17 protein-coding genes are annotated in these 18,538 nt (G+C 73.3%); 5 read left to right on the top strand and 12 right to left on the bottom strand.

The annotated features are described in order from the left end of the window. Positions 1 to 87 precede the first annotated feature (87 nt). From ACIBSV_RS06170 to ACIBSV_RS06160, 3 genes are all read right to left on the bottom strand, one after another. Positions 88 to 1,365 carry an HRDC domain-containing protein gene (locus ACIBSV_RS06170; RefSeq protein WP_395859781.1) on the bottom strand — a complete coding sequence of 426 codons (1,278 nt, stop codon included), beginning with the start codon at positions 1,363 to 1,365 and terminating at the stop codon, positions 88 to 90. 269 nt (positions 1,366 to 1,634) lie between these two features. After that, entirely contained in the window at positions 1,635 to 2,303 is a 669-nt protein-coding gene (locus ACIBSV_RS06165; protein WP_078974877.1) for a response regulator transcription factor, read from the bottom strand. 179 nt (positions 2,304 to 2,482) lie between these two features. Further along, entirely contained in the window at positions 2,483 to 3,079 is a 597-nt protein-coding gene (locus ACIBSV_RS06160; protein ID WP_395859780.1) for a DUF3000 domain-containing protein, read from the bottom strand. 93 nt (positions 3,080 to 3,172) lie between these two features. Here ACIBSV_RS06160 and hemE point away from each other — a divergent pair, with 93 nt between their 5' ends. After that, complete coding sequence (gene hemE, locus ACIBSV_RS06155; RefSeq protein WP_395859779.1) at positions 3,173 to 4,237, top strand: uroporphyrinogen decarboxylase; 1,065 nt, start codon at positions 3,173 to 3,175, stop codon at positions 4,235 to 4,237. Between the two features lie 62 nt (positions 4,238 to 4,299). Here the strand turns inward: hemE and ACIBSV_RS06150 are convergent, their stop codons facing one another. Beyond that, positions 4,300 to 5,361, bottom strand: a complete 1,062-nt coding sequence (locus ACIBSV_RS06150; protein WP_395859778.1) for a DUF4349 domain-containing protein — start codon at positions 5,359 to 5,361, stop codon at positions 4,300 to 4,302. A gap of 65 nt (positions 5,362 to 5,426) precedes the next feature. Here ACIBSV_RS06150 and hemG point away from each other — a divergent pair, with 65 nt between their 5' ends. Together hemG and hemQ are read left to right on the top strand one after the other, a co-directional pair. Then, on the top strand, positions 5,427 to 6,899 hold the full coding sequence (hemG, locus tag ACIBSV_RS06145) for a protoporphyrinogen oxidase (protein ID WP_395859927.1): 1,473 nt from the start codon (positions 5,427 to 5,429) through the stop codon (positions 6,897 to 6,899). Positions 6,900 to 6,929: 30 nt separating this feature from the next. Next, positions 6,930 to 7,727, top strand: coding sequence for a hydrogen peroxide-dependent heme synthase (gene hemQ, locus ACIBSV_RS06140; RefSeq protein WP_395859777.1), 798 nt, complete (start codon positions 6,930 to 6,932; stop codon positions 7,725 to 7,727). Positions 7,728 to 8,262: 535 nt separating this feature from the next. On the opposite strand, the gene ACIBSV_RS06135 is transcribed toward hemQ, so the two are convergent. From ACIBSV_RS06135 to ACIBSV_RS06105, 7 genes are all read right to left on the bottom strand, one after another. Then, positions 8,263 to 8,658 (bottom strand): hypothetical protein, encoded by a 396-nt coding sequence (locus tag ACIBSV_RS06135; protein WP_395859776.1) that lies wholly within the window; start codon positions 8,656 to 8,658, stop codon positions 8,263 to 8,265. Next, entirely contained in the window at positions 8,655 to 9,467 is an 813-nt protein-coding gene (locus ACIBSV_RS06130; protein WP_395859775.1) for a DUF692 domain-containing protein, read from the bottom strand. Before ACIBSV_RS06130 ends, ACIBSV_RS06135 begins: the two co-directional genes overlap by 4 nt. Positions 9,468 to 9,563: 96 nt before the next feature. Then, positions 9,564 to 10,439 (bottom strand): TIGR04222 domain-containing membrane protein, encoded by an 876-nt coding sequence (locus ACIBSV_RS06125; RefSeq protein WP_395859774.1) that lies wholly within the window; start codon positions 10,437 to 10,439, stop codon positions 9,564 to 9,566. 151 nt (positions 10,440 to 10,590) lie between these two features. Then, positions 10,591 to 11,001, bottom strand: a complete 411-nt coding sequence (gene msrB / locus ACIBSV_RS06120; RefSeq protein WP_395859773.1) for a peptide-methionine (R)-S-oxide reductase MsrB — start codon at positions 10,999 to 11,001, stop codon at positions 10,591 to 10,593. 86 nt (positions 11,002 to 11,087) lie between these two features. Further along, complete coding sequence (gene murC, locus ACIBSV_RS06115; RefSeq protein ID WP_395859772.1) at positions 11,088 to 12,512, bottom strand: UDP-N-acetylmuramate--L-alanine ligase; 1,425 nt, start codon at positions 12,510 to 12,512, stop codon at positions 11,088 to 11,090. A gap of 61 nt (positions 12,513 to 12,573) precedes the next feature. Next, positions 12,574 to 13,050: an indole-3-glycerol phosphate synthase gene (locus tag ACIBSV_RS06110; protein ID WP_395859771.1), complete on the bottom strand. Its 477-nt coding sequence runs from the start codon at positions 13,048 to 13,050 to the stop codon at positions 12,574 to 12,576. Between the two features lie 184 nt (positions 13,051 to 13,234). Continuing rightward, positions 13,235 to 13,975 (bottom strand): pyrimidine reductase family protein, encoded by a 741-nt coding sequence (locus ACIBSV_RS06105; RefSeq protein WP_395859770.1) that lies wholly within the window; start codon positions 13,973 to 13,975, stop codon positions 13,235 to 13,237. A gap of 31 nt (positions 13,976 to 14,006) precedes the next feature. Here ACIBSV_RS06105 and zapE point away from each other — a divergent pair, with 31 nt between their 5' ends. Then, a complete protein-coding gene (gene zapE, locus ACIBSV_RS06100; RefSeq protein WP_395859925.1) occupies positions 14,007 to 15,053 on the top strand; it encodes a cell division protein ZapE in 1,047 nt (348 codons plus the stop codon). 751 nt (positions 15,054 to 15,804) lie between these two features. Further along, positions 15,805 to 16,665, top strand: a complete 861-nt coding sequence (locus tag ACIBSV_RS06095) for a PPK2 family polyphosphate kinase (RefSeq protein WP_395859923.1) — start codon at positions 15,805 to 15,807, stop codon at positions 16,663 to 16,665. A 58-nt stretch (positions 16,666 to 16,723) separates the two neighbouring features. On the opposite strand, the gene treZ is transcribed toward ACIBSV_RS06095, so the two are convergent. Then, positions 16,724 to 18,484 (bottom strand): malto-oligosyltrehalose trehalohydrolase, encoded by a 1,761-nt coding sequence (gene treZ, locus ACIBSV_RS06090; protein WP_395859769.1) that lies wholly within the window; start codon positions 18,482 to 18,484, stop codon positions 16,724 to 16,726. Positions 18,485 to 18,538 lie beyond the last annotated feature (54 nt).

Raw genomic sequence — 18,538 nt, 5'->3', positions numbered from 1 at the left:
CGGCGGGCCGACGCCGGGCGCTGCTCGACACCGGGGTGCGTGCACCGGGCGGGGCGCGCCCGGTGCACGGCCGTACGGCCGTAGCCGTCAGGCGCTCGTGCCGTTGGCGGCGTGCGCGGCCAGTCGCAGGAACGCGCCGGACAGCGCGTGCGCGGTCAGGCCGATCTGCCAGGACCGGGCACCGAACGCGCGCAGTACGTCGGCGACCGCGTCGGCGGTGGGAGCCGCGGGCGGGGCCCAGGCGAGCCGGCGCACGTAGTCCGGCGCGAGCAGGTTCTCGGTGGGCAGCGTGTGCTCGTCCGCGATGGCCGCCACGGCCGTCTTGGCGGCGGTCAGGCGCTCCGCGGCGGCCGGGTCCTTGTCCGTCCATGCCCGGGCCGGCGGCGGGCCCTCGTGCGGCAACGTGGACATCGGCAGTTCGACCTCGGGCAGCGCCCGGGCCTGCTCGATCGCGGCCAGCCACACCCCGGCCTGACGCCGACTGTCGCGACCGGTGAAGCCGGGCAGCGCGAGCAGCGCGGCCACCGAGGCAGGCCCGGCGAGCGCGGCCTCGACGATCGCGCCGTCCGGGATGACCCGGCCCGGCGAGACGTCCTTCTGCCGCGCGATGGCGTCCCGGGCCAGCCACAGCGAGCGCACGATCGCGAGCTGGCGGCGCCGCCGCACGCGGTGCAGCCCGGACGTGCGTCGCCACGGGTCCACCCGAGGCGCCGGCGGCGGCGCGGCGGCGATCGCGGCGAACTCCTGCAGGGCCCAGTCCAGCTTGCCCTGCTCGATCAGGACGGCTTCGAGCTCGTCGCGCAGCTCGATCAGCACCTCGACGTCCAGCGCCGCATAGCGCAGCCACGGCTCGGGCAGCGGCCGGGTGGACCAGTCCACCGCCGAGTGCCCCTTCTCCAACGAGAAGCCGAGCACGGTCTCGACCATCGCGCCCAGTCCCACCCGGGGGAAGGCGGCCAACCGGCCGGCCAGCTCGGTGTCGAAGATCCGTCGCGGCACCATACCGACCTCGGCCAGGCACGGCAGGTCCTGGGAGGCCGCGTGCAGGACCCATTCGGCGTCGACGATGGCCGCGCCCAATTCGGACAGGTCCGGGCACGCGGCGGGGTCGACCAGGGCGCTGCCCGCGCCGGCCCGACGCAGTTGGATCAGATACGCGCGTTGTCCGTAGCGATAGCCCGACGCCCGTTCGGCGTCGACGGCGACCGGTCCCGCTCCGGCGGCGAAGGCGGCGACGGTCTCGGCGAGCGCCCGCGGATCCGCCACGACCGGCGGTACGCCCTCACGAGGTGCCAGTAGAGGGACCGGCGCCGGGGGGACCGGCGCCGGAAGTTCGGATGAGGTTTCGAAGGAGGCGTCGGTCACCCCACCAAAATAACCCGCCCGTCCACCCGATCGGGCAGGTCCCCGCCAAGGTGGGCGCGCCACGGGGGGTGTACGGCGGGTGGAAACCGCACAAAATCAGCCGGCGCGAAACATCCGGGACGTGCCGGGGAGTCGGAATCGGCCCGCCGGCTCGGCGGCGGGACCACCTGTCTCGGGCGCGGCGCCACATGCCGAATCCCGGCGGGTGGGTCCACCCGCCGGGATTGGGCCGTACCTGATGAGGTGTCCTGATGCTCGGCCGACCTGCGTCAGCTGATGATGCCCGCCCGCAACGCGAGGGCCACCATGCCGGCACGGTCGCCCGTGCCCATCTTGCGGGCGATGCGGGCGAGATGGCTCTTGACCGTCAGCGCCGACAGGCCCATCGCCTGGCCGATCGCCTTGTTGGACCGGCCCTCCGCGACGAGGCGCAGGACCTCGATCTCGCGCGCCGAAAGCTCCCGGACGCCGGAGCCGGGCTCCGTCCCGCGCTGTTCCGACGGACGCATGCGGTTTGCCTGGGGCATCCCGTGGTGCATTCCCGCTTGCCGTGCGTGTCCAGGGTTCAGTCCCGCTCGCGCGCCGGTCACGACATAGCCCCGAACGCCCGCGGCAAGCGCGGAACGGACGGCACCGATGTCGTCGGCTGCGGAGAGTGCCAAGCCGTTCGGCCAACCGGACGCGCGCATCTCGGTGAGAAGCGTGAGTCCGGAGCCGTCCGGCAGGTGCACGTCGGCGACACACAGGTCGCGCGGCGTGCCGGCACGGGATCGAGCCTCGGCGATGGTCGACGCCCCGACGACGTCGCGTACACCGAGGGCCCACAGGTGGCGGATGACCGCGTCACGAACCCGAGGGTCCGCGACGACAACCATTGCCGTGGGCTTGGAAGGACGGTAGGCAAGCAGGTTTGCAGGGTGATCGAGAAGTACCGACACCGGGCCTCCTGCGCAGTGATCGCGATTCCCGAAGAAGCGGCCCGACCAGCTACTCCTTCGGGGTGGTCACCCTGTCCTTCGGCACATATGGCGCTCGGCTTTAGAGGAAGATCCAAATCCGTTATGCGACGTTGACCCGGGTGTGTGACCGTGAGGTCTCGTGATGCGGACCCGGCGTGTCAGGAACCGGGTCGCGAGGGCCGGCGCGGTATGGCCACCACCCCCTCGCCGGAAACCACCGGCGGCAAACCCGCGCACGTGCACATGAGTTCGGTCCACGCCAACAGGTGCGGCAACAACTCGTCGTCGGCCGGCGTCCAGGATGCCCGCACCTCGATCTCGGTGCGGGCGATCTGCCCGGAAAGCCCGCCGAAACCCTGCGACGTACTGCGACTGACGGTGCCGCTGGGGGCCCGATAGGCGGCGCCGACGGCGTGCAGGGACTCGGTCAGCCAGGTCCAGCCGACCTCGGGCAGCAGCGGGTCCATGGCCAGCTCGGGTTCGAGTTCGGCGCGCGTCATGGTGACCACGCGGAACGTTCCCTCCCAGGCCTCGTGGCCCGCCGGGTCGTGCAGCAGCACGATCCGGCCGCCGGCCAGTTCGTCCTCGTCCTCGCCCAGGGCCACCTCGGCCGCGAACGCCGCGGAGAAGGGGGCCAGGCCGCGCGGCCGGGACATCTCCTCCAGGACGATCTCCGGGCGCAGGATCGCGGTCCGCCATCCGGCCAGCGCCTGCCGGAACTCCTCGGGCTCCTCGGTCTCGCCGACTGCTGCCATGCCTGGCAGCCTAGGCCGCGCCGGGGTCGCCAGGCCCGGGCGACGCGCCGGGCGGGGGTGCTCGGTCTGGGCCGTCCGGGTGCGTCTGGGACGATGGCGGATGTGACCGAAACGAGCCTTCCGCACGCCACCGTCCGAGACTCGGCCTTCCTGCGGGCCTGCCGACGTGAACCCGTCCCGCACACCCCGGTGTGGTTCATGCGCCAGGCGGGTCGTTCGCTGCCCGAGTACCGCAAGCTGCGCGAGGGCACCGCGATGCTCGAATCGTGCACGCTGCCGGACATGGTCACCGAGATCACCCTGCAACCGGTGCGCCGGCACGGCGTGGACGCGGCGATCTTCTTCAGCGACATCGTCGTCCCGCTCAAGGCGATCGGCGTCGACCTCGACATCAAGCCCGGCGTCGGCCCCGTGGTCGCGAACCCGATCCGCTCGCGCGCCGACCTCGCGCAGTTGCGCGACCTGACGCCGGAGGACGTCCCCTACATCACCGAGGCGGTCGGCCAACTCGTCGGCGAACTCGGCGGCACACCGCTGATCGGCTTCGCCGGTGCGCCGTTCACGCTGGCGAGCTACCTCGTCGAGGGCGGTCCGTCGAAGAACCACGAGCGCACCAAGGCGCTGATGTACGGCGACCCGCAGCTTTGGGCCGACCTGGTGGACCGGCTCGCACAGATCACCTCGGCGTTCCTGAAGGTGCAGATCGAGGCGGGCGCGTCGGCGATCCAACTGTTCGACTCGTGGGCCGGCGCGCTGTCCGCCGCCGACTACCGGGCGTCGGTGCTGCCGGCCAGCACGAAGGTGTTGGCCTCGGTCGAGCACTACGGCGTGCCGCGGATCCACTTCGGCGTCGGTACCGGGGAACTGCTGCGCATGTTCGGCGAGGCCGGGGCCGACGTGGTCGGCGTCGACTGGCGCATTCCGCTGGACGAGGCGGTGACCCGGGTGGGGCCGGGCAAGGCGCTGCAGGGCAACCTGGATTCGGCGGTGGTGTTCGCGCCGTGGGACGCGGTGCGGACCAAGACCGACGAGGTGCTCGCCGCCGGCCGCGCGGCCGAGGGGCACATCTTCAACCTCGGGCACGGCGTCCTGCCGAACACCGACCCCGAGGTGCTCACGCGCATCGTGGCGCACGTGCACGAGGTCAGCGCGCGGTAGGGCGCTCTCGCGTCGAGCGCCGGAGGGGTCGAGGCGACCTCGGCCGGCGCTCGCGGGAGCGGCTACGGTCGCGGCTCGGGCGGCTCCTCCCGGGTGGCGGGGGTCGACGGCTCGGGTCGGGCGGACACGATCGGCGGAGTCGGTGGCATCGGCGCGGTCGAGCCGAGCCAGGCCGGTGCCGGGGGTCGGGTGCGGCGCAGGGGGCGCAGTCGGCGCAGTCGGCGGCCCGTGAAGCGGTCGAGCAGCCAGACCGCGATCAGGATCAGCGCGAACGGGAAGACCGCCGCCAGCACGATCGCGATCACCCGGCCGGTGCCGGCCAGACCGTGCCAGCCCGCCGACCACGCGTCGCCGACCGCGCCGGTGAAGCCGTCGTCGTCGTCCTTCGGTTCGGCCGCCGCCTGTTTCGGGTCGCTGCCGATCGTGATCGTGATCGTCGACAGGTCGGTCTGCGCGGTGAGCGCCTGCTGCCGCTTGAGCAGCGACTCCAGGTCCGCCTCGCGGCGGGTCAACTCGCTCTCCAGGGTGACGATGTCGGCGATCGTGTCGGCCCTGTCCATCAGTTGTCTGGTGCGCTCCAAGCTGCGGCGCTGCGAGTCGATCCGGCTGTTCACGTCCACGACCTCGTCGGTGACGTCCTTGGCGGTGCGTTGCCGGTTGACCACCTTGCCGATCCGGCTCAGTTCGTCCAACGCCCGATCGAACTCGGTCGGCGGGACCTTGAGGGTGAGCGTGGTGGTCGCGGTGTCCGTCCTGCTCGCGTCCCGATCGCTCGAGCGGGTGGTGCGTTCGTCGGTGACCAGGCCGCCGCGTGCCCGGGCGACGGCCTGTGCGTCGGCGGTGGCGCGATCGAGGTCGGGCACCCGTATCCGCAGGTCGCCGGTCAGCACCACCTTGCGCTGCCCGGCGGCCGGGTCGACGGCCGGGTTCGGGGCGGCCTTGCCGCCGGGCGCGCCGGGCGCCGCGGGCGCCGCCGCCTCCGCCGCGCCCGCCGCCGGCTTGGATCCGGATCCGGAGCGGTCCTTGCCGCCCGAACCGTCGCCGCTGCACCCGCCCACCACCAGCACCGCGGCCACGGCGGTCGCGAGCACCGGGCCCGTGCGTCTCGCGTGTCGTGCGCTCATCTCGGTCCCCCTCGAAGTCGGTGATGGGACGGTGCCGAGCCGTGACCGGTTCCGTGCCCGGGACGATGCTCGTGAGAAGGTGCGGTGTGGACAGTTCGCCGGTGGAAAACGGTCGTCATGTCGTCGTCGTGGGTGGCGGAATCGCCGGTCTCACGGCCGCCTGGGTTCTGCTCCGGGACGGCGATCCGGGGCTGACCGTCACGGTGCTCGAGGGCTCCGCCCGGGTCGGCGGCAAGCTGCACGCCGGCACCATCGCCGGCGTCGCGGTGGACGAGGGCGCCGAGTCGATGCTGGCCCGGCGCACCGAGTCGATCGACCTCGCGCGCGAGGTCGGTCTGGCCGCGGACCTGCGCCCGCCGAGCACCGCGACCGCGTCGTTGTGGACGCGCGGGGCGTTGCGGCCGATGCCGCGCGGGCACGTGATGGGTGTGCCCGGCGACCTGGAACCACTGGCCGCGAGCGGGGTGTTGTCGCCCGCGGGCCTGGCCCGGATCCCGCTGGACCACGCGCTGGCGCCGCACCGCTACGAGGACGACGTCTCGGTGGGCCGCTACGTGGCCGAGCGGGTCGGCCACGAGGTGGTGGACCGGCTGGTCGAGCCGCTGCTGGGCGGGGTGTACGCGGGCAATTCCTACGACATCTCGCTGGCCGCGGCGGTCCCGCAACTGCTGCCGTTCGCGCGCGGCGGCGGGTCGCTGGTCGCGGGTGTGCGCGGGCTGCTGGAGCGGGCCGCCGAGCGACCGGGCGGCCCGGTGTTCATGGGCATCCGAGGGGGTGTCGGGCGGTTGCCGGTCGCGGTCGCGGGCGCGGTGGTGGCGACCGGGCGCGGCGAGATCCGGACCCGGACCACGGTGCGCGCGCTGGAGCGTACGCCGACCGGCTGGCGACTGGTCACCGGACCGACCAGCGCGCCGGTGCCGATAGAGGCGGACGCCGTGGTGCTCGCGGTGCCGGCCGCGCCCGCCGCCCGGCTGCTGCGCCCGCACTCGACGGTCGCGGCGGTCGAACTGTCCTCCATCGAGTACGCCGGAATGGCCCTGGTCACCCTCGCGTTCCGGCGCGCCGACCTGGCGACGGTGCCCGAGGGCAGCGGGTTCCTGGTCCCGCCGATCGACGGCCGGCGGATCAAGGCGAGCACCTTCGCGTCCAACAAGTGGGGCTGGATCGCCGACGCGGATCCGGAGACGTTCGTGCTGCGTACCTCGCTCGGGCGGGCCGGCGAGGAGGCCGTGCTGCAACGCGAGGACGCGGACCTGGTCGCCGACTCGCTCGCCGACCTGCGCGACGCGATCGGCCCGATGGCCGAGCCGATCGACACGAAGGTCACCCGCTGGGGCGGGGGGTTGCCGCAGTACGCGGTGGGCCATCTCGGTCGGATCGCGTGCGTGCGCGACGCGGTGGAGCGGCTGCCCCGGCTCGCGGTGTGCGGCGCGGTGTACGAGGGCGTGGGCATTCCGGCGTGTGTGGCGAGCGCGACGTCGGCCGCGGCCGACGTGCTGGCGCAGCTCGCGAAGCCGCTCGCGCGCCCCGTGCGCTGAGCTCGGACACGGGGGAGAGAGAATCGACCCATGACGCAAAGCACCGCGGAGAACACCCCGGAACCGGTCGACGCCGCCGCAGCCGTGATCGAGGCCGCGCTCACCGACGACGTCCTGGAGGCCGAGGGCGCCCCCACGCCGGCGCGCCGCAAGGCCCGCGACCTCAACCAGGTGATCAGGTACACGATGTGGTCGGTCTTCCGGCTCCGTGAGCCGCTGCCCGGCGGCCGGGCCGGCCTGGCCGGCGAGGTCGAGCAATTGTTCGAGCAGCTGCTGGACAAGGACGTCGTGGTGCGCGGTACCTACGACGTCTCCGGCCTGCGCGCCGACGCGGACATCATGATCTGGTGGCACGCCGAGGACTCGGACTCGCTCCAGGAGGCGTACAACCGCTTCCGCCGCACCGGTCTGGGGCGGCTGCTGGAGCCGGTGTGGTCGAACATGGCGCTGCACCGCCCGGCCGAGTTCAACAAGAGTCACATCCCGGCCTTCCTGGCCGACGAGACCCCGCGCGACTACGTCGCGGTGTACCCGTTCGTGCGCTCGTACGAGTGGTACCTGCTGGAGGACGACGAGCGCCGTCGGCTGCTCGCGGAGCACGGGAAGATGGCGCGCGGCTTCCCGGATGTGCGGGCCAACACGGTGCCCTCGTTCGCGCTCGGCGACTACGAGTGGATCCTCGCCTTCGAGGCCGACGAACTGCACCGCATCGTCGACCTGATGCGGCACCTGCGCGGTTCGGAGACCCGTCGGCACGTGCGCGAGGAGGTGCCGTTCTACACCGGTCGCCGGCACCCGGTCGGCGAGCTGCTCGCCGGTCTGGCCTGAGTCGTCCCCGTGCGGCGGTCGGGCGGCCACGATCGGCCCGACCGCCTCGGGGCGCCGGTACCTAGGACGAGCTGCTCGAACACGAGGACCCGCTCGAACACGAAGACCCGCCGGAGCACGAGGACCCGCTCGAACAGGACGAGCCGCTCGAACACGAGGAGCCCCCGCTCCCGCCGCACGAGGAGTTCCCACCGCACGAGGCGTGGTGGCCGTGCGAGTGGTGCCCCTGCCAGTCGGGGCCGGGCGAATGGTGCCCGGGCGAGTGGTGCGTGCCGTATCCGTCGAACGGGTTCGGGCCCGGCGACCACTGGCCGGGGGGCGGGCCGGAGCCGGGGTGGGGGCCGAACCACGACCCGCCGGCCGGCCGGCCGCCGGCGGACCCGTACGGCCGGCCGAACGTGCGGCGCATCCGCCGTCTGGCCGCCGCCCGGACGCTCAGGCTCGCCACCAGCGCGCACGTGCCCGCGATGACGAACGGAACCACCATGAACCAGGTCATGCCACCCACCCTCTGTGCGTGATCGCCTGCTCGTACCTACCGGTCGCGCGTCCACGGGCGGAGCCCGAGCCGTGCCCGCCACCGGCCCCACCGGGACGGCTCGCGCGGGATGAACACCTCGGCCAGCGCGGCCGGCAGCGCGTCGCGCTCCCACAGGTGGGCCGCGAACGCGTGCACGTCCGCACGGGTGCCGCCGTCCGCCGGCTTCGGGTGCACCAGGGCCCACGTGACGAACTCGCCCGGCCAGCGCGGGCCCAGGGCCGTCGCCAGCTCGGGCACCGCGCGCAGCGCCGAGTCGCGCCGCTTGGCGGCCAGCGCGCGCGCCTGTGCGCGCACCCGGTCCGGATCGAAGCCGGCCGGCGTGGGCCCGCCCGCGACCAGCGCCGCGAGCAACTCGCTCTGCTGCCGGGCCAGCCGCTCGCGCGCGCTCACGAGCGCACCGCCGTACGGTCGACCACCGCGCGGATCGCGGCCAGTTCGGCGGCCATCTCGCCGGCGGGCGGGAAGTCGGAGTCGCGCTCCAGCAACACGCGCGGCGGCGGGCGCAGCGCGCACAACATCTCCAGCACCTCGAGGATCGGCGCGGTCACCGGGTGCGCGTGCGTGTCGTGCCACAGGCCGCCGCGCTCGACGCCACCGGCGACGTGCACGTACTCGACCGCCTCCAGCGGCAGTTCGACCAGCGCGGCGGCCGGGTCCAGGCCGTGGTTGACCCGTTCGGTGTGCAGGTTGGCCACGTCGATCAGCAGCCGCACGCCGGTGCGCTCGACCAACTCGGTCAGGAACCGCGCCTCGCTCATCTCGTTGCCGGGCCAGGACAGCAGCGTCGCCGGGTTCTCCAGGGCGAGCGGGACCGGCAGTGATTCCTGGGCGATCCGCACGTTCTCCACGACCACCTCGAGCGCGTCCCGGGTCATCGGCGCGGGCAGCAGGTGGCCGGCCTCCATGCCGCCCGCGCGGACGAACGCCAGGTGCTCGCTGACCAGCGGCGACCCCAGCGCCTCGGCGACCTCCGCCAGCCGGGCCAGTCGCGCCGGGTCGGGCCGGTCCGCGCCCGCGAGCCCGAGGCCGACCCCGTGCGGGATCACCTCCACTCCCCGCGCGCGCAACACCCGCAACGACTCCGGCAGGTGCTCCACACACACGTTCTCGGCGACCACCTCGACGAAGTCGACGCCGGCCAGGCGCTCGACGGTCAGGTCGATCTCCGGCCGCCATCCGATTCCCACCGCTGTCCGCATACGCCCAGCATGACGGGCCCGTCCCGGTCCGAAACAGGCGGAGTTCCCTCGGTTCGCCCGGGACCGGGAACCCCGGACGGGAACCGCGGTCGGGCGCTACCCGCCGCAGCCGTCCGCGCTGCCGCCGCAGGAGCCCGCCCGGGCGCCCTGCGGGGACGCGCAGGACGTGCCGCCGCACCACGCCGAGCCCGGGTCCCGGTTGCCGGGGGTGGGCGCGTTGCGGCGGAAGATCTGCTTGACCACCGGGTCGGGGTAGCGGTCCAGACCCCACAGCGCGACCGCGCCGATCCCGTCGGCGCCCAGCGCCGCCACCGCCGCCTCGTCCCGGCGCACCCGGATCAGCCGGCGCGCGGTCGGCGCGGTGGGCACCACCCGCTCACCGAACACGCCGAGCAGCAGCAGGCCCGCGACGCAGGCCTGGACCCCGATCACCGCGAGCAGCAGGCCCACCCACGGCAGCGCGCTCGCCGCCCCGTCGTCGGCGCCCACGAAGCCCGCCACGGCGGTGGCCACACCCAGCGGGATGGTCGCGAACAGCGCCCAGCGGGGCAGTCGGCGTGCCCGCGCGTCCGGCGGCGCGACCAGACCGTCCGCGAACAGCGAGGCGCCGATCGCCTGGATCTCCGCCGAGGCGGCCACCCGCGTGCGCAGTTCGCGCAGCGGCAGGCCGCCGTACTCCTCGTCCAGCACCCGCAGCGGCGCGTCCGACGCCGCGCCAGGCTCGGGTGTGCGGGTGGCGACGACCTGCCCGTCCCGGCTCACGTGCAGGCCGTCGGTGCCGAGCAGAATCAGGATCGACACGTCCGCCGCGCGGGCGGCGCCGCCGGACACGAACGCGTACTCGGTCGGACCCAGTTCGGCCAGGCGCCGTTTGTTCGCCCGCCGGCCGCCGCGCCGGGCGGACCCGATGGCGACGCCGAGCACGAGCGCCGTCCAGACCGAGTACGCGAGGGGTGGCAACCACGGATTCATGGTCCACAGGCTTAGTGGACGAACACGGTCCGCGTGGGGCGATGTGACCTTTGCCGCACCACCCGAAAGCATGTTTGACCGGCGCCTCGCGCGGCCGCCGCCGGCGCGGACGAGGCCGGTGCCGCGGCCGGGAAGGCCGCGGCAGCGCGCGTCACACCGCCGGGTCGGGTTCCAGGGTCAGCGAGATGGAGTTGATGCAGTAGCGCTGGTCGGTCGGCGTCCCGTAGCCCTCGCCCTCGAAGACGTGTCCCAGATGCGAGCCGCAGCTCTTGCAGCGCACCTCGACCCGGGTCATGCCCATCGAGGAGTCCTCGATGTACTCGACCCGGTCCTCGGCCAGCGGCGCGTAGAAGGACGGCCACCCGCAGTGGCTGTCGAACTTGGTGTCGGAACGGAACAGCTCGGCCCGGCACGCCCGACAGCGGTAGACGCCGGTCGTCTTGGTCTCGGTGTACTCGCCCGTCCAGGCGCGCTCGGTGCCCGCCTGGCGCAGCACCCGGAACTCCTCGGGGGACAGCTCGGCCCGCCACTGGTCGTCGGTCTTCTCGATTTCGTAGGCCATGTTCACATCCAACACGCAACGGTGCCGTGACGTTCCCCTCGGGGACGTCACGGCACCGCGGTTGGTCGACCCGGGCCGACCGGGGCTCAGCGCGGGGCGTTGGCGCGGTCGCGGATCGCGTCCAGGATCTCCGGGCCGAGCAGCGTGACGTCGCCCGCGCCCATCGTCAGGATCAGGTCGCCGGGCCGGGCCAGGCCGGCCACCGAACCCGCGACGTCGGACCAGCTGTGCTCGGTGCGCACCAGGCCGCCGTTGTCCAGCGCGGCGTGCGCGATGATGTTGCTGGTAACGCCGGGTTGCGGGTCCTCACGGGCGGCGTAGATGTCCATCACCACCGCGATGTCGGCGGCGGCCAGCGCGCGGCCCATCTCGACGCCGAGCTGCTGCGTGCGGCTGAACAGGTGCGGCTGGTAGACCGCGATCACCCGGCCGGCGCCCACCGCGCCGCGCGCGGTGGCCAGGTCGGCGGCGATCTCGGTGGGGTGGTGCGCGTACGAGTCGATCACCCGGATGCCGCTCTCCTCGCCCTTGAGCTGGAAGCGGCGGCGCACGCCCTGGTAGTTGCCCAGGCCCTCGGCCATCCGCTGCGGCTCGACGCCCAGCGCCAGGCCGACCGCGAGCGCCATCACCGCGTTGGAGGCGTTGTGCCGACCGGGCACCGCGACGGTGAAGTCCAACTCGCCGCCGGCGGCCTTGCCCCGCACGGTGACCCGGCTGCCCAGACCGAGCGACTCGATCTCCACCAGGCGCAGGTCCGCGTGCTCGCGCTCGCCGACGGTGACCACGTTCAGCGTCGGCAGGGACACCGCGAGCCGCTCGCGCAGAGTGAGCGCGCCGGCGTCGTCGGCGGACACCACCAGGGTGCCGCCGGGGACGATCCGGGCGGCGAAGATCTCGAACGCCTCCAGGACGTCGTCCAGCGAGCCGTAGTTGGCGTGGTGGTCCAACTCGACGTTGAGGACGACGGCGACCTCGGGCGCGTACTTGTGGAAGCTGCGATCGCTCTCGTCCGCCTCGGCCACGAAGATGTTGCCGGAGCCGTGATGCGCGTTGCTGCCCGCCTCGTTGAGGTCGGCGCCGATCGCGAAGGACGGGTCCAGACCCAGCGAGGTCAGGCCGACCGCGAGCATGCTGGTCGTGGTGGTCTTGCCGTGCGTGCCGGCGACCGCCACCGAGCGGCGTCCGTCCATCAGCCGGGCGAGCGCGTCCGCGCGGTGCACGATCGGGATGCCGCGCTCGCGCGCGACGACCAGTTCGGGGTTGCTCTCGCGGATCGCGGACGACACGACCACACAGGTCACGTCGTCGGCCACGTTGGCCGCGTCGTGGCCCACGTGCACTGTGCAGCCGAGCTGGCGCAGCGCGAGCACCTGCGTGGAGTCCTTGGCGTCGCTGCCGGACACCCGCGCCCCGCGGATCGCGAGGATCTTGGCGAGCCCGGACATGCCGGCGCCACCGATGCCGACGAAGAAGGGGCTGCCGAGGTCGACGGGCTCGGCGGGGGGTGCCATGAAGCGGGCTCCTTCGAATCGTGGGACCCGGGCGGTTCGGCGCGGGCTCCCCGCGATTGTGTCAGCCCAGATCGTGTGCGAAGAGCTTGAGCACCGGGACACCCACGTTCTGCCGGGCCCGCGAGGCCCAATCGCGATGGAAGACCTCTTCGATGAAGTGCGGGTCGGTGAGCACGATCACCTCGTCGGCGTCGTGCCGCTCGACGATCTGCTTGAGCGTGTCCAGCGGGTCGCGCCCGGGGGTGGTCTCGCCGACCGCGTTCGCGCCGAACGCGCGCAGCGCCGCCACGCTCGCCTCCAGGGTGCGCCGGGCCGCGTCCGCGCCGTCGTCCGGGCCGGGCCGGTCCTCGATGTCCTCCGCGGCCTCGTCCAGCCGGACCAGGGCCACGTCGTCCAGCGCCTGGAGCAGCTTGCGATGGTCGGCCTTGCCGGGCAGGACCACCACGAAGGAGGTCTCGACGCCCTCGTGCAGGCTGGTGACGAACTTGACGTCCGCCTCGTTCAGGACCTTTTCGACGAGCAGCACGATCGTGTACACGCAACACTCCCTTGATCCACGTGAGCCGGCCGCCGGGCCGGTGTCTGAGCCCCGTCTGCCCGGGGGACCACCCTCCCACTCTCCGGATCGACGACCGTCCGGCGACCATTCGGCGACCGCTCGGATGCGCTCGGAAGCGCTCGGAAGCGCTCGGAAGCGCTCGGGATCGCGCGGGGACGATCGCTCAGGGGCGGACGTAGCGGGCGAACAGCGACCCGTCCTCCTCCAGCAGCGAGATCGGGCGCATCGACATCGCGCCGGTCAGGCCGGGGCCCGCCAGGATGCGATCGGCGGGGCCCGCGGTCAGCAGCGGGCTCACGGTCAGGCACAGCTCGTCCAGCCGACCGCACGCGGCGATCTGGGCCAGTACGTGCGGTCCGCCCTCGGTGAGCTGCCGGGTCAGTCCGCGTGCCGCCAGCGCGTCCAGGGCGCTCGGGAAGTCCACCCGGTCCCGCCCGGCCCGGAGCACGTCGCCGTACTCGGCCGCCGCCGCCAGGCCCTCCGGGCGGGCGTTCTCGCAGGTGATCACGATGGTCGGGGTGATCGCCTCGGTGAACAGCGGGGTGGTGAAGTCGATGGCCAGGCTGCGCGAGACGATCGCGATCACCGGTGCCGGGAGCTGCCCGGCGGCGGCGCGCGCGGCGGCGTAGGCGGGCTTGGGCTTCGGCGGCCGGTAGCCCTCGTTGCGCACCGTGGACGCGCCCACCACGATCACGTCGGCCAGGCCGCGCAGCACGCCGAACACGCGCTTGTCCGCCGGTGAGGACAACCCCGCCGACAGGCCGTCGGGGGCCTGCGCGGCGCCGTCCAGGCTGGCCACCATGTTCGCCCGCAGCCAGGTTCGACCGGGGGGATAGGCGTACGCCTCGACGAGGTCGACGTCGGGCTCGGCGGGGGCGCTGGGCACGGGAAGGAGACGGCGCATGCGACCGAGTTTTGCACGGGTCGTAGGCTTGATGATCGTGTCCGTGCCCCACGTCGTGTCGCTCACCCGGCGTCAGCCCAGCGTCCCCGCCGACCGTCTCGTCGCCGAGATGGTTCCGCCGCCGCGCTTCGGCGACGTGCGCTTCGATACCTACATCCCCGATCCGAACCAGCCCGGGCAGGCCGCGGCCGTGGTGCGCCTGGAGCGGTTCGCCGCCGAGCTCAACGGCGACGGCGGGAACGGGAAGCGGCGCTGGTTCCGCCGCGAGCCCGCGGCCGGACCGAGCGGGATCTATCTCGACGGCGGCTACGGCGTCGGCAAGACGCACCTGCTCGCGTCGCTGTGGCACGCCGCCCCCGGGCCCAAGTCGCTGTGCACGTTCGTCGAGCTGACCAACCTGGTCGGCGCGCTGGGCTTCCGGCACACCGTCGAGGCGCTGTCCGGACACCGGTTGTTGTGCATCGACGAGTTCGAGCTGGACGACCCGGGCGACACCGTCCTGGTCTCCACGCTGCTCGGCAAGCTGGCCGACGCGGGGGTCAAGCTGGCCGCGACCTCGAACACGCTGCCGGACAAGCTCGGCGAGGGGCGATTCGCCGCGCAGGACTTCATGCGCGAGATACAGAAACTGTCCGCGCGCTTCGAGGCGCTGCGCATCGACGGCGAGGACTACCGGCACCGCGGCCTGCCCGCCGCGCCGACGCCGGTCGAGGACGACGTGGTCGGTGAGTCCGCCGAGGCCGCGCCCGACGGCGCCGCGCTCGACGACTTCCCCGACCTGCTCGCCCACCTGGCCGGCGTGCACCCCAGCCGCTACGGCGCGATGCTCGACGGCGTCACCGGGATCTTCTGGCGTGGTGTGCGCCCGGTCGGGGACCAGGCGACCGCGCTGCGCCTGGTGGTGCTCGCGGACCGGATGTACGACCGGGAACTGCCGATCGTCGCCTCGGGCGTGCCGTTCGACGAGCTGTTCACCGAGGAGATGCTGGCCGGCGGCTATCGCAAGAAGTACCTGCGCGCGGTATCGCGCCTGGTGGCGATGGCGCGCGACGGCGCGGGTCGCGTCCCGACGCACTGACCGGAGCGGCCGTGCGGGGTCCGGGGTCGGCCGTGCGTCGCGCGGGTGTTGTCCGTGGGCGACCGGTATGCGGGTGAGGCATCATCGGAGCCGGGTCCCGACGACGCGGAGGCAGCGCATGGCGAAGAAGGCCGAACGCAAGAGTGCAGGCAGGGCCGACCGGGACTCGAAGAGGCACGCCCCGGTGGGCCTGGGCGAGGCGCCGCGGGACAAGGCCGCCGCGAAGGCGGCCAAGGCTGCCGCCAAGGCCGCCAAGACCGCCGAGGTGTCGAAGCCCGAGAAGCCCGAGAAGGCTGTAAAGGTCACCAAGGCCGAGAAGGCGCTGAAGGCCGAGCGGGAGCGCCTCGCCGAGCAGGCCAGGGCGGCGCGCAAGGCGGCCAAGAAGGCCGCCAAGGCCCGGGAGGCCGCAGCCGAGCGCGAGGCGGCCGAAGCGGCCGAGGCCGCGAAGGTGGCCAAGAAGCGCGCGAAGAAGGCCGCCAAGCAGGCGGCCGAGCGGGCCGAGGCCGAGCGCGCCGCCGCCGAGGCACTCGGCTTCCCCACGGGTGGGCTCGAAACCGGTGGGCTCGAAACCGGTGACCTCGAAGCGGGTGGTGGCCTGGAGGTGGTCGGGCTCGAATCGGTCGAACTCGAGACGCTGGAACTCGAGACGCTCGTCGAGGAGCGGGCCGAAGCCGCGGACGCCGTCGAGCCGGCGGCCCAGCCCGTGGCCGAGCCGCCCCGGCTCCGGGTCGTCGCCGAGCGGCCCGCCGACATCCCTCGCCCCCGGAGCGACGTACCGTCCGTCCGGGCCGCGCTGCGCCCGACCGGCGGCCCGGTCGACCTGAGCACGATCGACCCGCGCGCGACCCCGGCCTTCGCCGGCGACAAGGCGGACGCGGTCGCCGACATCGCCGCGATGGGCCCGCGACTGGCCGAACTCCAGGAGAAGTTGTACGCGCAGGCGGTGGCCGGTGGTGCGCGGCGCCGGGTGCTGCTGGTGGTCCAGGGCATGGACACCTCCGGCAAGGGCGGCACGGTCAAGCACGTGATCGGTCAGTTCAACCCGTCGGGCTGCCACATCCACGCGTTCAAGGCGCCCACCGAGGAGGAGCTCGGGCACCCGTTCCTGTGGCGGATCCGCAACAACCTGCCGGGACCCGGCCTGATCGGCGTGTTCGACCGCTCGCACTACGAGGACGTGCTGATCGCGCGAGTGCGCAACCTGGTCCCGCGCCAGGTGTGGGCGCGCCGCTACGGCGCGATCAACCGGTTCGAGCAGGGGCTGGCCAAGGACGAGGTGACCGTGGTCAAGGTCTTCCTGCACATCTCGCCCCAGGAGCAGAAGGAGCGCCTGCTCGCGCGGCTGGACAACCCGGACAAGCACTGGAAGTTCAACCCGGCGGACATCGACGAGCGCGCGGTGTGGCCGCAGTACCAAGCGGCCTACGAAGCGGCGCTGGAGAGGTGCGACCTCGACGCGGCTCCCTGGTACGTGGTGCCCTCGGATCGCAAGTGGTACCGCAACTGGGCGATCAGCCGGCTGCTGCTGGAGCACCTCACCGAGGTGGACCCGCAGTATCCGCCGGGCACCTTCGACGTCGAGGCGGAGCGTAAGCGGCTGCTCGACACGTGAGCACGATCGCGCGCGGGTCGGATCGGATCCGGGACGACCCGCGCGCACGCCGACGGTTCTAGCGTGACCCCACACGCACCACCGCGACCGAGGTCGCGGGCAGGCGCAGCGTGGTGCCGACCAGGCCCCGGCGGATCTCCGCGCGGTCGTCCCACGCCGCGACGATCTCGGCCGCGCCGGTGCCCATCGGCAGCGTCGCGGGCTGCTCGGCGAGATTGACCGCCGTACGGAACGCGCCCCGGTGCACCATCAGCCAGCCGGCGGTCTCCTCGAAGGTGACCTGCACCCGGGTCAGGTCCGGATCGGTCAGGTTCTCCCACTCCCGGCGCAGCGCGATCAACCGCTTGTACCAGGCCAGCAGCGCCGCGTGCGGGGCGCGCTCGCGCTCGTCCCAGTCCAGACACGAGTCGCGCACGGTCTGCGGCGACTGCGGGTCCGGGATCTGCGTGGCGTCCCAGCCGTGCGAGGCGAACTCGGCGCGGCGTCCGCCCCGCACTGCCTCCGCCAGCGCGGGATCGGTGTGGTCGGTGAAGTACTGCCACGGCGTGGATGCGCCCCATTCCTCGCCCATGAACAACATCGGGGTGAACGGCGAGGTCAGCACCAGGGCCGCGCCCGCGGCCAGCAGCGCCGGCGGCAGCGTGGCCGAGATCCGGTCGCCGGTGGCCCGGTTGCCGACCTGGTCGTGGGTTTGCAGGTAGCCCAGGAAGCGGTACGCGGGCATCCGCGAGGTCGGCACCGGGCGGCCGTGCGTGCGCTCGCGGAACGAGGACCACGTGCCGTCGTGCAGCCAGACCCGGGTGAGCGTCTTGGCGAGCGTGCCCATCGACCCGAAGTCGCCGTAATAGCCCTGCCGTTCACCGGTGAGCAGGGAGTGCAGGGCGTGGTGGAAATCGTCGCTCCACTGGGCCTGGACGCCCATCCCGCCGCTCTCGCGCGGGGTGACCACGCGCGGGTCGTTCAGGTCCGACTCGGCGATCAGGAACAGCGGCCGGCCGGTCGAGGCGGCGAGCTTGTCCACCGCCTCGGACAACTCCTCGAGGAAGGGCACCGCGCGGTTGTCCGCCAGCGCGTGCACCGCGTCCAGCCGCAGCCCGTCCACGTGGTAGTCGCGCAGCCACATCAGCGCGCTGGCGACCAGGTAGGCGCGCACCTCGTCGGAGCCGGGGCCGTCCAGGTTGACCGCCCAGCCCCACGGCGTCTTGTAGCGGTCGGTGAAGTAGGGCCCGAAGCGCGGCAGGTGGTTCCCGGACGGCCCCAGGTGGTTGTGCACCACGTCCAGGATCACGCCCAGGCCGTGCCCGTGGCAGGCGTCCACGAAGCGTTTGAGGCCCTCCGGACCGCCGTAGGGTTCGTGCACCGCCCAGGGGCACACGCCGTCGTAGCCCCACCCGGCCTTGCCCGGGAAGGCGGACACCGGCATCACCTCGACGTGCGTGACGCCCAGGTCGACCAGGTGCTCCAGCCGCTCGATCGCCGCCGCGAAGGTGCCCTCGACGGTGAAGGTGCCGATGTGCAGCTCGTAGACCACCGCGCCGGGCAGCGGCCGGCCGGTCCAGGACTGATCGGCCCACGCGTACGCGGCGTGGTCCACCACCCGGCTCGGGCCGTCCGGACCCTGTGGTTGCCACGGCGAGCGCGGGTCGGGCAGCGGTGTGCTGCCGTCGATCACGAACGCGTAGTCGCTCCCGTGGACCGCGGCCGGCACGTCCGCCTGCCACCACCCGGGCCGGTTCGCGTCCCGCATCGGCTTGCGCCGGCCGTCGACGACGACGTCGAGGGACGACGCTTTCGGAGCCCAGACCTCGAACCTGACCACGATGGTTGTGTCCTTTCCGGGAACGTGCGGGCGAACGTGGCGACGGGTGGCGGC

This window comes from Embleya sp. NPDC050154 (assembly GCF_044460165.1).
Taxonomy (GTDB): Bacteria; Actinomycetota; Actinomycetes; order Streptomycetales; family Streptomycetaceae; genus Embleya.
This window is presented reverse-complemented; position numbering and strand designations above follow the sequence as displayed.

Coding starts and splice junctions, on each gene's coding strand:
- msrB (WP_395859773.1), bottom strand. CDS start 11,001: ATGGCCTACGAAATCGAGAAGACCGACGACCAGTGGCGGGCCGAGCTG.
- hemG (WP_395859927.1), top strand. CDS start 5,427: ATGCTCGTGAGAAGGTGCGGTGTGGACAGTTCGCCGGTGGAAAACGGT.
- ACIBSV_RS06150 (WP_395859778.1), bottom strand. CDS start 5,361: ATGAGCGCACGACACGCGAGACGCACGGGCCCGGTGCTCGCGACCGCC.
- hemE (WP_395859779.1), top strand. CDS start 3,173: ATGGCGGATGTGACCGAAACGAGCCTTCCGCACGCCACCGTCCGAGAC.
- ACIBSV_RS06105 (WP_395859770.1), bottom strand. CDS start 13,975: ATGCGCCGTCTCCTTCCCGTGCCCAGCGCCCCCGCCGAGCCCGACGTC.
- murC (WP_395859772.1), bottom strand. CDS start 12,512: ATGGCACCCCCCGCCGAGCCCGTCGACCTCGGCAGCCCCTTCTTCGTC.
- ACIBSV_RS06160 (WP_395859780.1), bottom strand. CDS start 3,079: ATGGCAGCAGTCGGCGAGACCGAGGAGCCCGAGGAGTTCCGGCAGGCG.
- hemQ (WP_395859777.1), top strand. CDS start 6,930: ATGACGCAAAGCACCGCGGAGAACACCCCGGAACCGGTCGACGCCGCC.
- zapE (WP_395859925.1), top strand. CDS start 14,007: ATGATCGTGTCCGTGCCCCACGTCGTGTCGCTCACCCGGCGTCAGCCC.
- ACIBSV_RS06130 (WP_395859775.1), bottom strand. CDS start 9,467: ATGCGGACAGCGGTGGGAATCGGATGGCGGCCGGAGATCGACCTGACC.
- ACIBSV_RS06125 (WP_395859774.1), bottom strand. CDS start 10,439: ATGAATCCGTGGTTGCCACCCCTCGCGTACTCGGTCTGGACGGCGCTC.